Raw genomic sequence first — 12,903 nt, forward strand, 5'->3', positions numbered from 1 at the left:
GCTTGCTCGCGAAAGCGGTGTATCAGGATCAGAAGTGTTGACTGACACACCGCATTCGCGAGCAAGCCCGCTCCCACACTCAGGTCCCATTTCAATCAGAAAAAAACGTGCGTTTAGCGTTCATGCACATAAGTACCCGGTGCCGCCTCAGCTGCGGCATAGGTTTTGTTACCCAAAGTTGTCGGAGCTTTCTTCAGCTTGCCTGCGCGCTCCGCCTGCCAGGCCTGCCAGTGCAGCCACCAGGAATCGGTGTGCTTGGTGGCGTTCTCCTGCCAGTCCAGCGGTTTGCCCGCCAGGCCGTCGCTGGTTTGGTAGCGCGCCTTGGGGTTGCCCGGCGGGTTGAGGATGCTCTGGATATGCCCGCTGCTGGACAACACGAACTCCACCTTGCCGCCAAACAGTTGCGCCGACTTGTAGCACGACTGCCAGGGCGTGATGTGGTCGTTGGTGCCGGCCAGTGAGTAGATGTCGGCGCTGACTTGTTTCAGGTCGATAGGCGTACCGCACACTTCCAGGGCATTGGCGCGCACCAGTGGGTTGTTTTTGAACAGCTCGATCAGGTCGCCGTGGAACGCCGCGGGCAAGCGCGTGGTGTCGTTGTTCCAGAACAGGATGTCGAACACCGGCGGCTCGTTGCCCAGCAGGTAGTTGTTCACCCAGTAGTTCCAGATCAGGTCGTTGGGGCGCATCCAGGCAAACACTTTGGCCATGTCGCGGCCTTCCAGCACGCCGGCCTGGTAGGAGTGGCGCTTGGCCGCTTCGAGAGTCTGCTCATCGACGAACAGCGCCACCTGGGTGTCCAGGGTAGTGTCCAGCACACTGACCAGCAGGGTCAGGGCGTTGACCTTGTTCTCCCCCAGCGCTGCGTAGTGGCCCAGCAGCGCGGTGCAGGTGATGCCGCCGGAGCAGGCGCCGAGCATATTGATGTCTTTGCTGCCGGTAATCGCCGAGACCACGTCGACCGCTTCCTTGAGCGCCTCGATGTAGGTCGACAGGCCCCATTCGCGCTGGGCTTTGGTCGGGTTGCGCCAACTGATGATAAACGTCTGCAGGCCATTGCGCAGGCAAAAGCGCGCCAGGCTCTTCTCCGGGCTCAGGTCGAATACATAGAATTTATTGATCTGCGGCGGCACCACCAGCAGCGGGCGTTCGTGCACCTGTTCGGTGATCGGCTTGTACTGGATCAGCTCCAGCACGTCGTTGCGAAACACCACCGCGCCGTCGGTGGTGCCCAGGGTCTTGCCCACTTCAAAGGCGCCCATGTTGACCTGGCTGGGCATGCCGCCGTTATGCACCATGTCCTTGGCCAGATGCGAAAGGCCGTCGAGCAGGCTCTTGCCGCCGGTCTCGAAGAAGCGCTTTACGGCCGCCGGGTTGGCCGCGCTGTTGGTGGGCGCCATGGCCTCGGTCATCAGGTTGATCACGAAGTGGCCGCGGCTGATGTCCTGCTCTGACAGGTTGCTGTCGCCGATCCAGTCGTGCAGTTCCTTGCGCCACGCCAGGTAGGTTTGCAGGTAACGCTTATAGAGCGGGTTCTGGCTCCAGGCCGGGTCGTGGAAGCGGCGGTCGTCGCTTTCGGGCACCAGCGGGGATTTGCCGAACATCACGTTCTTCAATTCCACGCCAAAATGGGCAACGTGCTTGACGCTGTGCAACGGTTGCTTGATGGCTTGGGTCAGCACCATCTTCGCCGAGGCCAGTAAATCCTTTTTACGTAACGCGATGATCGGGTTGAGCCCCAGGGTGTTTTCCGAGGCCTGGCGTTTCAAGTCATCGTTATTCTTGTTACTCATCTACGACGCTCCATTGTCCGAAAGACGAGTACCGGGGACCGCTGCGCACGAGGTTTCGATACACAACACAAGCCTGGTACTGCGACTCGGGTGACCGTTGATACCGCATCGTCAAATGCAGGGAACTTGCCAGTTCCATTGGTTACCCGAGTTTAATTTTTTTCGCAAGCGGGCCAATCATTGGCCACGCGACAAGGCATTCAAGCAGATGAAATTAGAAAATGCCCTCTAAAGAGCAAGAAGCCTGGGCTAGAGCATCAGCCGCACGACCGACTGGCTCGGGTCGCGGGTTTTGCCGGCCGCCTTGAGCTCGGCAAGATAATCGGCCCACAGCGCATCCTGACGCACGGCCAATTGGTAGAGGTAATCCCAGGTGAACAAACCGCTGTCATGCCCGTCGTCAAAGGTCAATTTCAGTGCGTACTGACCGGCCGGTTCGACATTGGTCAGCCGTACATTGAGCTTGCCGAATTGCAGGATGGGCTTGCCGTGGCCCTGGACCTCGGCGGAAGGCGAGTGGGTGCGCAGCAGTTCGGCGGAGAGTTGATACACCTCGTCGGGCCCGTAGGTGAGGCCGAGGGTGTTGGAGGTTTTGTGCAGGTTTACAGCCGTAGGGAATTTGGACATTGGTAATAATCCTGAAGAAGCCGGCTTCAAAATGTGGGAGGGGGCTTGCCCCCGATAGTGGTGTGTCAGTGTCAGGTGTGCTGACTGATACACCACTATCGGGGGCAAGCCCCCTCCCACATTAAGGCGAAGCGATTCTGTGTGAGGCTTACAGAATATAGCGCGACAAGTCTTCGTTCTGCGCCAATTCGCCCAAGTGGCTGTTGACGTATTCAGCGTCGATCTTGATCACTTCGCCATTCTGCGCGCCAGCCAAATCGCCAGCGCTGAAGGACACCTCCTCCAGCAGACGCTCCAGCAAGGTGTGCAAACGACGGGCACCGATGTTCTCGGTCTTCTCGTTGACCTGCCAGGCGATCTCCGCCAGGCGCTTGATGCCGTCGGGCTGGAACTCGATGGCCAGGCCTTCGGTTTTCAGCAGCTCGCGGTACTGCTCGGTGAGCGACGCGTGCGGCTCGCTGAGGATGCGCTCGAAGTCGCCCGGCGTCAGCGCTTTCAGCTCGACGCGAATCGGCAGGCGGCCTTGCAGCTCCGGTACCAGGTCGCTTGGCTTGCTCAGGTGGAACGCACCGGAGGCGATGAACAGGATGTGGTCGGTCTTGACCATGCCCAGCTTGGTGTTCACGGTGCAGCCTTCGATCAGCGGCAGCAGGTCGCGCTGCACACCCTCGCGGGACACATCGACGCCGCCGGAGTTGCCGCGCTTGGCCACCTTGTCGATCTCATCGATAAACACAATGCCGTGCTGCTCGACGGCTTCCAGGGCCTTGGCCTTGAGCTCTTCCTCGTTGACCAGGCGCCCGGCTTCTTCGTCGCGCACCAGTTTCAGCGCTTCCTTCACCTTGAGCTTGCGGCTTTTCTTCTTGCCCTTGCCCATGTTGGCGAACAGGTTCTGCAACTGGCTGGTCATTTCTTCCATGCCAGGCGGCGCAGAGATGTCGACGCCGGACACTTCGGCCACTTCGATCTCGATTTCCTTATCATCCAGCTGCCCTTCACGCAGGCGCTTACGGAACAGTTGGCGGGTGTTGGAATCCGAGGCCGGCGCGGCGTCTTCGTTGAAGCCCATGCGTGCCGGTGGCAGTAGGGCGTCGAGGATACGTTCTTCGGCGGCATCTTCGGCGCGGTGGCTGACCTTGGTCATTTCCTGTTCGCGCAACAGCTTCAGGGCAGCGTCGGCCAGGTCACGGATGATCGACTCGACGTCGCGGCCCACATAGCCGACTTCGGTGAACTTGGTGGCTTCGACCTTGATGAACGGGGCGTTGGCCAGCTTGGCCAGGCGCCGGGCGATTTCGGTTTTACCGACACCGGTCGGGCCGATCATCAGGATGTTCTTCGGAGTTACTTCAACGCGCAGTTCTTCGGGCAGTTGCATCCGGCGCCAGCGGTTACGCAGCGCAATGGCAACGGCGCGCTTGGCATCGTCCTGGCCGATGATATGGCGATTGAGTTCATGGACGATTTCGCGGGGAGTCATGGACATAGTGTTTGGCGGCCTCAAGCGGGAATAAGCCTACGGCTTATTCGGCGAGGTCCTGCTCCTCAATGGTGAAGTTGTGGTTGGTGAACACGCAGATATCGCCAGCGATGCCCAGCGCAGTCTCAACGATTTCGCGGGCCGACAGGTCGGTTTGCTTCAACAGTGCGCTGGCTGCCGCCTGGGCGTAGCCGCCGCCGGAGCCCATGGCGATCAGGCCATGCTCGGGCTCAACCACGTCGCCGTTACCGGTGATGATCAAGGAGGCGTCTTTGTTGGCGACCGCGAGCATGGCTTCCAGGCGGCTGAGGGAGCGGTCGGTGCGCCATTCTTTGGCGAGTTCGACAGCGGCGCGAACGAGGTGGCCCTGGTGTTTTTCCAGCTGGCCTTCAAAACGTTCGAACAGGGTGAAGGCGTCGGCGGTAGCGCCGGCAAAGCCTGCAAGCACCTGGCCGTGGTACAGGCGACGGACTTTTTTCGCGTTGCCTTTCATCACGGTATTGCCAAGGGAAACCTGGCCGTCGCCGCCCATGACGACTTTGCCGTGGCGACGTACTGAAACGATGGTGGTCAAGGGGAGAGTCTCCACGCAGCGGGGCGAAAATGCCCTGATGGATTCTCATATGGGGGTGGCGGGGGGGATTTCAACCGTAGGAAGGGTGTACGGACGAGTGGTGTTTATACGTCCTACACATTCTCAAGCACACCGCAAAACCAAATGTGGGAGGGGGCTTGCCCCCGATGGCGGTGCATCAGTCGCCAAAAATATTGACTGATCTACTGCTATCGGGGGCAAGCCCCCTCCCACATTTTGATCCGCGCTAAGCTTGAATCAGCGGCTCTGACGTTGTTGTAACAACAGGTTGCTAAACCCTGCGCCGGCCAATTGCTTCTGCGCCACGGTCAGCTGTTCACGGTTGCTGAACGGCCCTACCAGCACGCGGTACCAAGTGGCGTCCTTCACCGTGCCGGATTCCACTGTCACCGTCTGGCCCAGCAGGATGATCTGCGCACGCACGCGATCCGCGTCCGCCTGTTTCGGGAACGAGCCGGCTTGCAGGAAAAACTTGGTCACCGGCGCCGCCTTGGTCTCGGCAACCGGTGGCGCTGGCGGCGGGGTGATCCCGGCCAGTGCGGCCTGGGCGCGCGCAGTGTCGATTTTCGCCGCTTCCGCCGGCGTCACCGGGGTGGTCGGCACTTGCGGCGTCGGCAGGGTTTTTTCCGGCACGGCGTCGGGCGGCACGATCACTTCGGATTCCGGCAACAGCGTGTAGAAATCGTACTTCGGCTTCACCGGTGCAGTCGGGCTAGGCGCGGTCTTATTGGCTTCGGCCATTTTCGTGGCCTTCTGCTGCTCTTGCTTGACGCGCTTGACGTCATCGCCCTTGCCCGGCTCCAGCTTCATCAGGATCACGACAAACGCGCCGACCGCCAGGCCGATGGCCATCCACAACCAGCCCGGAATCGGCTTCTTGGCGGGTGCCTGGTAGCGGCTGGCGCCGCGCTTGGGTGCAGGTTTTTTCTTGGCAGCCAACTTACATACGCTCCAGGGTTTCCAGGCCTAACAGCTCCAGGCCTTGCTTGAGGGTCCGTCCAGCCAGCGCGGCGAGGCGCAGGCGACTTTGCTTCTGGGCTTCGTCGTCGGCGGTGAGGATCGGGCAGTTCTCGTAGAAGCTGGAGAACAGGCCGGCGACTTCGTACAGATAGGTGCAGAGGATATGCGGCGTGCCTTTGTCGCCGACGCTGTTCAGCACTTCGCCGAACTGCGCCAATTTGGCCGCCAGCTCCTGTTCATGCGGGGCATCCAGCACGATCTGGCCTTCGACCTGGCTGAAATCCTTGCCCAGCTTGCGGAACACACCGGCCACGCGGGTGTAGGCGTACAGCAGGTACGGCGCGGTATTGCCTTCGAAGTTGAGCATCAGCTCGAAGTTGAAGCTGTAGTCGCTGGTGCGGTGCTTGGACAGGTCGGCGTATTTCACCGCGCCAATCCCCACCACACGGGCGATGTTGCGCAGGTCGGCCTCGGCCAGCTCCGGGTTCTTTTCCTTCACCAGGTTGTAGGCGCGGTCCTGGGCTTCGTTCAGCAGGTCGATCAGCTTCACGGTGCCGCCGTCACGGGTCTTGAACGGGCGGCCATCGGCGCCGTTCATGGTGCCGAAGCCCATGTGTTCCATGTGCATCGGGTGGGTGACGAAACCGGCGCGGCGCGCCACTTCGAACACTTGCTGGAAGTGCAGGGCCTGGCGCTGGTCGACGAAATACAGCGCACGGTCGGCTTTCAGCACGCCGCTGCGGTAGCGCACGGCCGCCAGGTCGGTGGTGGCGTAGAGGTAGCCGCCGTCGGCCTTGACGATGATCACCGGCAGCGGCTCGCCGTCGGCGGTCTTGAATTCTTCGAGGAACACACACTGTGCGCCATTGCTCTCCACCAGCAGGCCGGCGGCCTTGAGGTCGTTGACCACATTGATCAGGTCGTCGTTGTAGGCGCTTTCGCCCATCACGTCGGCCATGGTCAATTTGACGTTGAGCAGTTCGTAGATTTCCTGGCAGTGCGACAGCGAGATCTCACGGAAGCGGCCCCACAGCTCCAGGCATTCCTGGTCACCGGCTTGCAGCTTGACCACCAGGCCACGGGCGCGGTCGGCGAACGCTTCGGATTCGTCGAAGCGTTTCTTGGCGGCGCGGTAGAAGTTTTCCAGGTCGGCCAGCTCGTTGCTGGTGATCGGGTTTTCCTGCAGGTACGCCATCAGCATGCCGAACTGGGTGCCCCAGTCGCCCACGTGGTTCTGGCGGATCACGGTGTCACCGAGGAACTCCAGCACCCGCGCCACGCCGTCGCCAATGATGGTCGAGCGCAGGTGGCCCACGTGCATCTCTTTGGCCAGGTTGGGCGCCGACAGGTCAACTGCCACGCGCTGCAACGGGCCGGCCTTGCGCACGCCGATCCTGGCGTCGGCCAGGGCCGCGTCCAGGCGCGCAGCCAGGGCCTGGGTGTTCTGGAAGAAGTTGATGAAGCCAGGGCCGGCGATTTCGGCCTTGGTGACGCTCTCGTCGGCAGGCAGCGCGGCGATGATTTTTTCCGCCAGGTCGCGCGGCTTCATGCCCGCAGGCTTGGACAGCATCATCGCGATGTTGCTGGCGAAGTCACCGTGGGTCTTGTCGCGGGTGTTTTCCACCTGGATCGCCGGCGTCAGGCCTTCAGGCAACACACCTTCGTTGACGAGTTGGGTGAGGGCTTGTTGGATCAGCTGGCGAATGGTGTCTTTCATGGTGTTCTCTTTCGACCGCAAGCGGCGGCGCGCGATGCGCAGGTGGAAAAACTGGGCATTATCCGTGGCGAGGGCGGGCTTGCCAACCTTCGCGGGACCTGTGGCCAGGCTTAATACAAATCTACCGGGTCTACGTCCAGCGACCATCGCACTTGCCGGCCGCTGGGCATTTGCTCCAGGGCAAGCAACCAGCTACTTAATAGCCGATGCAGGGGCGCGCGGGACGTCGCCTGCAAGAGTAGCTGAGCACGATAACGCCCGGCGCGGCGCTCCATGGGCGCGGGGACCGGGCCGAGCAACTCGATGCCGGTCAGACCCAGCTCGCCGAGCAAACGTTCGGCGGCGCTGCAGGCTTCATCCAGAAAACCTTCGGCCTGCCCCGGTTTGTGCGCTTCGGCGCGCAACAGCGCGAGGTGCGCGAACGGCGGCAGGCCGGCGGAGCGGCGTTCGCTCAGCGCCTGCTCGGCGAAGGCAAAGTAGCCTTGTTCTGTCAGCTGAATCAGCAGCGGATGGTCGGCCAGGTGCGTCTGGATAATCACTTTGCCCGGCTCCTCGGCACGCCCGGCGCGGCCGGCGACCTGCACGATCAGCTGCGCCATGCGCTCGCTGGCGCGGAAGTCGCCGGAGAACAGACCGCCGTCGGCATCCAGGATCGACACCAGCGTCACCCGTGGGAAGTGATGCCCTTTGGCAAGCATCTGCGTGCCCACCAGGATGCATGGCTGGCCCTTCTGAATGGTGGCGAACAGTTGATTCATCGCGTCTTTGCGCGAAGTGCTGTCGCGGTCCACCCGCAGCACCGGGTAATCCGGGAACAGAATGCCCAGGCGCTCTTCGGCGCGCTCGGTGCCCGCACCCACCGGGCGCAAATCCACTTTGCCGCACTGTGGACAGTGGCGCGGTGTGCGCTCCACGTGGCCGCAGTGGTGGCAACGCAACTCGCCGTAGCGCTGGTGCACGGTCATGCGCGCATCGCAGCGCTCGCATTCGGACATCCAGCCGCAGTCATGGCACAGCAGCGTCGGTGCAAAGCCGCGGCGGTTGAGAAACACCAATACCTGCTGGCCGGCGGCGAGGGTCTGGCCGATGGCTTGTTGCATCGGCCCGGAAATGCCGCTGTCCAGCGGGCGGCTTTTTACGTCCAGGCGCAGGAAGCGTGGTTGTTTGGCGCCACCCGCACGCTCATTCAAGCGTAGGAGCCCATACCGGCCGGTGTAGGCGTTGTGCAGGCTTTCCAGGGACGGCGTGGCCGAGCCCAGCACGATCGGGATGTCTTCCTGGCGCGCGCGCACCAGCGCCAGGTCGCGGGCGTGGTAGCGCAGGCCTTCTTGCTGTTTGTAGGAGCCGTCGTGCTCTTCATCAATGATGATCAGTCCGGGGTTTTTCATTGGCGTGAACAGCGCCGAGCGGGTGCCGATAATAATGTCGGCCTCGCCATCGCGCGCGGCCAGCCAGGATTCCAGGCGTTCGCGGTCGTTGACCGCCGAGTGCACCAGCGCGATCCGCGCGTTGAAGCGCTGCTCGAAACGCGCCAGGGTCTGCGGGCCCAGGTTGATCTCGGGGATCAGCACCAGCGCCTGTTTGCCGGCCTGCAGGGTTTCGCGGATCAGCTGCAAATACACTTCGGTCTTGCCGCTGCCGGTAACGCCGGCTAGCAGGAACGCATGGAAGCTGTCGAAACCGGCGCGAATCGCCTCATACGCCGCGCGTTGCTCGGGGTTCAGCGGCAGTTCCGTCTGGGCCAGCCAGTGTTCGTGGCGCGGGTCGGGCGCGTGCTTGCGGATTTCCACCTGCACCAGGCCCTTGGCCAACAGCAGGTCGAGGCTGTCTTTGCTCAGCATCAGCTTGCTTAACAGCTGGTGCGCCACGCCGTGGGGGTGTTGGGCCAGCGTGGCCAGGGCTTCACGCTGGCGCGGTGCGCGGGCGATACGCGGGTCGTCGAGGCGCGCGCCGGGCACTGTCGACCAGAAACGCTCCTGGCGTGCCTCGGCCAGTTCGCCCTGGCGCAGCAATACCGGCAGCGCCCAGCTCAAGGTATCGCCCAGGCTGTGCTGGTAGTACTGAGCGGTCCACAGGCACAGCTTGAACAGCGCGGGCGGCAGCGGCGCCGTCTCGTCGAGGATCGCCACGGCCGGCTTGAGTTTTTCTGCAGGGACTTCGCTGTGGTCGGCGATTTCGATCAGGATGCCGATCATTTCCCGTCGCCCGAATGGCACACGCACGCGCATGCCCGGCTGCAACTGTGCCCGCAGCACACCGGCCGGGGCTCGGTAATCGAACAGTCGGCGCAGGGGCGAGGGCAGGGCTAGGCGCAATATGGCGTCGGGCACGCGGGGAGTCTCATCTGTAAAGGCAGGCGGTGGTGCAGGGGCGGGAGCCTAGCAGACGGGGGAAGCCTTGGGTATGCCATGGTTTTCTGATGAAAGGTGCTTTTATCTCTACGGGCGAACGGTGCTGGCGCTTGCGCGATTGAAAAGGTCTGGTAGAATCCGCGGCCTAATTACGTGCGGTATTCGACAATAGTGTCGAGTGGCGGCACGCTAGCCCGAGGAAGTGCCATGAAAGCCGATATCCATCCAGCGTACGAAACCATCGAAGTTACCTGCAGCTGCGGCAACAAGTTCGAAACTCGCTCGAACCTGTGCAAGCCACTGGGTACTGACGTATGCAACGAGTGCCACCCGTTCTACACCGGTAAGCAGAAAACTCTGGACACCGGCGGCCGTGTACAGCGCTTCGCAGATCGCTTTGGTGCTTTCGGCAAGAAGCCTGCTGCTACTCCAGCAGAGTAAGGCTCAAAAGCCTTATGGGCTTTTGCCAGCTGTTGAAAAAGGCGTCCCTTGTGGGCGCCTTTTTTGTGCCCGGGATTTGGCTATCGGCCGCACATGCCGAGGTATTTTGCTCCGCGCCGGCGTCCCTCCCACAGGTGGAAGTGCAGCGCGTGGTGGATGGCGACACGCTGCGCCTCAAGGATGGCCGCAGCGTGCGGTTGATTGGCATTAACGCGCCGGAAACCGCCAAAAAGGGCCGCACTGAGGAGCCTTTCGCCGTGGCTGCGCGTCAGCGTTTGCAGGCGCTGGTGGATGCCAGCGGCGGGCGCGTCGGCTTGCTGGCGGGGCGTGAGGGCAAAGATCGCTACGGTCGGACCCTGGCCCATCTCTACGGCGCCAACGGCGAGAACCTGGAGGCGCAGCTGCTGGCCGAGGGCCTGGGGTTTCAGGTGGGTGTCGCACCGAATGTGGATTTGGCTGTGTGTCAGCAGGCTGCCGAAAACAGCGCTCGCCAGGCGCGCCTGGGTCTTTGGCGACAGTCGCCGGCGCAGCCCGTGGCACAACTCAAACAATCCGGCTTTGCCCTGGTCAGTGGCCGGGTGAGCAAGATCGAACGCAATCGCGGCGGTATCTGGATTGAATTGCAGGGGGCGCTGGTATTACGCATTGCCCCCGATCAGGTCCGGCAATTCGACAGCGTCATGCTCAATGGTCTGCAAGGTCGCGCCATTGAGGTGCGTGGCTGGGTACAGGATCGCTCGCGGCGGGGCGGCCTGAAAAATGGCCAGGCGCGCTGGCTGCTGCCGCTGACCGATCCGAGCATGCTCAAATCGACGTTTGAATAAAAAATTGTAGACATTTTTTAATTCGATTGTGAACAGTTGAGCCCTTGTATCCCGTGGCTCTTGGCCGAAAGTCTTATTGTTGGGCCCTTGACACCTGTGACTGCCCAGTCTTGTAGGGACTTTGCGACACGCGTATCCTCGGCGGTCCGTCGACCAACAGTAAAAGCGGAATGCCGATATGTCTGATTTGAAAACTGCCGCTCTCGAATATCATGCCCATCCTCGTCCAGGAAAGCTGAGTGTAGAGCTCACCAAAGCCACTGCCACCGCCCGCGACCTGTCGCTGGCCTACAGCCCTGGCGTTGCCGAGCCCGTACGTGAAATCGCCCGCGACCCCGAACTGGCGTACAAGTACACCGGCAAAGGCAACCTGGTTGCAGTGATTTCCGATGGCACCGCGATTCTGGGCCTGGGTAACCTCGGCCCATTGGCTTCCAAGCCAGTCATGGAAGGCAAGGGCGTGCTGTTCAAGCGCTTCGCCGGCATCGACGTATTCGACATCGAAGTCGACTCCGAAAGCCCGCAGGCTTTCATCGACACCGTAAAGCGCATTTCCATCACCTTCGGTGGCATCAACCTGGAAGACATCAAGGCACCTGAGTGCTTCGAGATCGAAAAGGCCCTGATCGAGCAGTGCGACATTCCAGTATTCCACGATGACCAGCACGGCACCGCGATCGTCACCGCGGCCGGCATGATCAACGCCCTGGAAATCGCCGGCAAAACCCTGGCTGACGCGCAGATCGTCTGCCTGGGCGCCGGCGCTGCAGCCATCTCCTGCATGAAGTTGCTGGTGAGCATGGGCGCCAAGCTGGAAAACATCTTCATGGTCGACAGCAAGGGCGTGGTCCAGTCCGAGCGTACCGACCTGAACCAGTACAAGGCGATGTTTGCCCACGCTACCGACAAGCGCACCCTGGCTGACGCCCTTGACGGTGCAGACGTGTTCGTTGGCCTGTCCGGCCCGAACCTGCTGAGCGCCGAAGGCCTCAAGTCCATGGCGGCCAACCCGATCGTGTTCGCCTGCTCCAACCCGGACCCGGAAATTTCCCCGGAACTGGCACACGCCACCCGTAACGACGTGATCATGGCCACCGGCCGTTCGGACTACCCGAACCAGGTCAACAACGTACTGGGCTTCCCGTTCATCTTCCGTGGCGCCCTGGACGTTCGCGCCAAGCGCATCAACGAAGAGATGAAAGTCGCTGCCGCCAACGCCCTGCGCGAACTGGCCAAGCTGCCGGTCCCTCAGGAAGTGTGCGACGCCTACGGTGGTATCAAACTGGAGTTCGGCCGTGAGTACATCATCCCGAAACCAATGGATAAGCGCCTGATCACCCTGATCTCCGATGCCGTGGCCAAGGCCGCCATCGAGACCGGTGTGGCCACCCTGCCATATCCGAAGCACTACCCGCTGCAAAGCGTGGATGATGTGTTCAACGGCTAAGCCGTTGTAGCGTATCCACAAAAAAAGCCCCGGCTCTTGCGAGTCGGGGCTTTTTTGTGGGCCGGCGATTAATTTGAACCGGGTGGAAATCCAAAGGTTGGAGGGGGCTTGCCCCTCGCCCACATTGGATCGGGTTAGAACAGATCGATCGGCGCCGCCTCATCCGCCGGCAGCGGGCTGCCTGGAGCAACGCCATTGCCCAGCTCGTTGACCGACGGTGGCGTGTCTTCGCTCTTGAACAGTTCGAAGTACGCATTCGGCGTGCTTGGCGAAGCCGCACGGCCGCTGACCGGGTCGATCCGCAGGCTGAGAATGCCTTCCGGCTCCGGCTGTGTATGCGGCGGCTTGTCCTTCAAGGCAGCGCCCATGTAGCTCATCCAGATCGGCAGCGCGACGGTGCCACCGAACTCGCGGCGGCCGAGGCTTTCCGGCTGGTCGTAGCCGGTCCACACGGTGGTCACGTAGTCGGCGTTGTAGCCGGAGAACCAGGCGTCCTTGGATTCGTTGGTGGTGCCGGTCTTGCCGGCGATATCCGGACGGTTCAGCGCCAGTGCGCGGCGACCGGTACCTTTCTTGATCACGTCTTCAAGGATGCTGTTGAGGATATAGGTGGTGCGGCCATCCACGATGCGCTCGGCCACGGCGGGCGCCTGCGGCTCGGTCGGGGT

The 12,903-nt window shown here is 61.9% G+C and carries 10 protein-coding genes and 1 pseudogene; 3 read left to right on the forward strand and 8 right to left on the reverse strand.

The window, feature by feature from the left end; all coding sequences use genetic code 11:
• Positions 1-113 precede the first annotated feature (113 nt).
• The 7 genes from phaC to WBR57_RS06115 form a co-directional block, all read right to left on the reverse strand.
• The gene (gene phaC, locus WBR57_RS06085) at positions 114-1,793 is read right to left on the reverse strand and encodes a class II poly(R)-hydroxyalkanoic acid synthase (RefSeq protein WP_424083057.1); all 1,680 of its coding nucleotides are present in this window, start codon (positions 1,791-1,793) and stop codon (positions 114-116) included.
• A 249-nt stretch (positions 1,794-2,042) separates the two neighbouring features.
• Positions 2,043-2,420 (reverse strand): gamma-butyrobetaine hydroxylase-like domain-containing protein, encoded by a 378-nt coding sequence (locus WBR57_RS06090; protein WP_424083058.1) that lies wholly within the window; start codon positions 2,418-2,420, stop codon positions 2,043-2,045.
• A gap of 148 nt (positions 2,421-2,568) precedes the next feature.
• The gene (gene hslU / locus WBR57_RS06095) at positions 2,569-3,906 is read right to left on the reverse strand and encodes an ATP-dependent protease ATPase subunit HslU (protein WP_424083059.1); all 1,338 of its coding nucleotides are present in this window, start codon (positions 3,904-3,906) and stop codon (positions 2,569-2,571) included.
• Positions 3,907-3,943: 37 nt separating this feature from the next.
• Positions 3,944-4,474 carry an ATP-dependent protease subunit HslV gene (gene hslV / locus WBR57_RS06100; protein WP_424083060.1) on the reverse strand — a complete coding sequence of 177 codons (531 nt, stop codon included), beginning with the start codon at positions 4,472-4,474 and terminating at the stop codon, positions 3,944-3,946.
• Positions 4,475-4,732: 258 nt separating this feature from the next.
• Entirely contained in the window at positions 4,733-5,434 is a 702-nt protein-coding gene (locus WBR57_RS06105; RefSeq protein ID WP_424083061.1) for an SPOR domain-containing protein, read from the reverse strand.
• A 1-nt stretch (position 5,435) separates the two neighbouring features.
• On the reverse strand, positions 5,436-7,172 hold the full coding sequence (gene argS / locus WBR57_RS06110) for an arginine--tRNA ligase (RefSeq protein ID WP_424083062.1): 1,737 nt from the start codon (positions 7,170-7,172) through the stop codon (positions 5,436-5,438).
• A gap of 110 nt (positions 7,173-7,282) precedes the next feature.
• Positions 7,283-9,502 carry a primosomal protein N' gene (locus WBR57_RS06115; RefSeq protein ID WP_424083063.1) on the reverse strand — a complete coding sequence of 740 codons (2,220 nt, stop codon included), beginning with the start codon at positions 9,500-9,502 and terminating at the stop codon, positions 7,283-7,285.
• Positions 9,503-9,730: 228 nt separating this feature from the next.
• Between WBR57_RS06115 and rpmE the strand changes: the two genes are divergently transcribed.
• The 3 genes from rpmE (at position 9,731) to WBR57_RS06130 (ending at position 12,235) form a co-directional block, all read left to right on the forward strand.
• Positions 9,731-9,964 carry a 50S ribosomal protein L31 gene (rpmE, locus tag WBR57_RS06120; protein WP_005784030.1) on the forward strand — a complete coding sequence of 78 codons (234 nt, stop codon included), beginning with the start codon at positions 9,731-9,733 and terminating at the stop codon, positions 9,962-9,964.
• Between the two features lie 14 nt (positions 9,965-9,978).
• Positions 9,979-10,788 (forward strand): thermonuclease family protein, encoded by an 810-nt coding sequence (locus WBR57_RS06125; protein WP_424083064.1) that lies wholly within the window; start codon positions 9,979-9,981, stop codon positions 10,786-10,788.
• Between the two features lie 178 nt (positions 10,789-10,966).
• On the forward strand, positions 10,967-12,235 hold the full coding sequence (locus WBR57_RS06130; protein ID WP_071497103.1) for a malic enzyme-like NAD(P)-binding protein: 1,269 nt from the start codon (positions 10,967-10,969) through the stop codon (positions 12,233-12,235).
• A 134-nt stretch (positions 12,236-12,369) separates the two neighbouring features.
• Here the strand turns inward: WBR57_RS06130 and WBR57_RS06135 are convergent.
• Positions 12,370-12,903, reverse strand: a pseudogene (locus tag WBR57_RS06135) (peptidase); the annotation flags it as partial.

The sequence above is a fragment of the Pseudomonas sp. genome, from assembly GCF_049590575.1.
Classification (GTDB): Bacteria; Pseudomonadota; Gammaproteobacteria; order Pseudomonadales; family Pseudomonadaceae; genus Aquipseudomonas.

Coding starts and splice junctions, on each gene's coding strand:
- phaC (WP_424083057.1), bottom strand. CDS start 1,793: ATGAGTAACAAGAATAACGATGACTTGAAACGCCAGGCCTCGGAAAAC.
- WBR57_RS06090 (WP_424083058.1), bottom strand. CDS start 2,420: ATGTCCAAATTCCCTACGGCTGTAAACCTGCACAAAACCTCCAACACC.
- hslU (WP_424083059.1), bottom strand. CDS start 3,906: ATGTCCATGACTCCCCGCGAAATCGTCCATGAACTCAATCGCCATATC.
- argS (WP_424083062.1), bottom strand. CDS start 7,172: ATGAAAGACACCATTCGCCAGCTGATCCAACAAGCCCTCACCCAACTC.
- rpmE (WP_005784030.1), top strand. CDS start 9,731: ATGAAAGCCGATATCCATCCAGCGTACGAAACCATCGAAGTTACCTGC.
- WBR57_RS06125 (WP_424083064.1), top strand. CDS start 9,979: ATGGGCTTTTGCCAGCTGTTGAAAAAGGCGTCCCTTGTGGGCGCCTTT.
- WBR57_RS06130 (WP_071497103.1), top strand. CDS start 10,967: ATGTCTGATTTGAAAACTGCCGCTCTCGAATATCATGCCCATCCTCGT.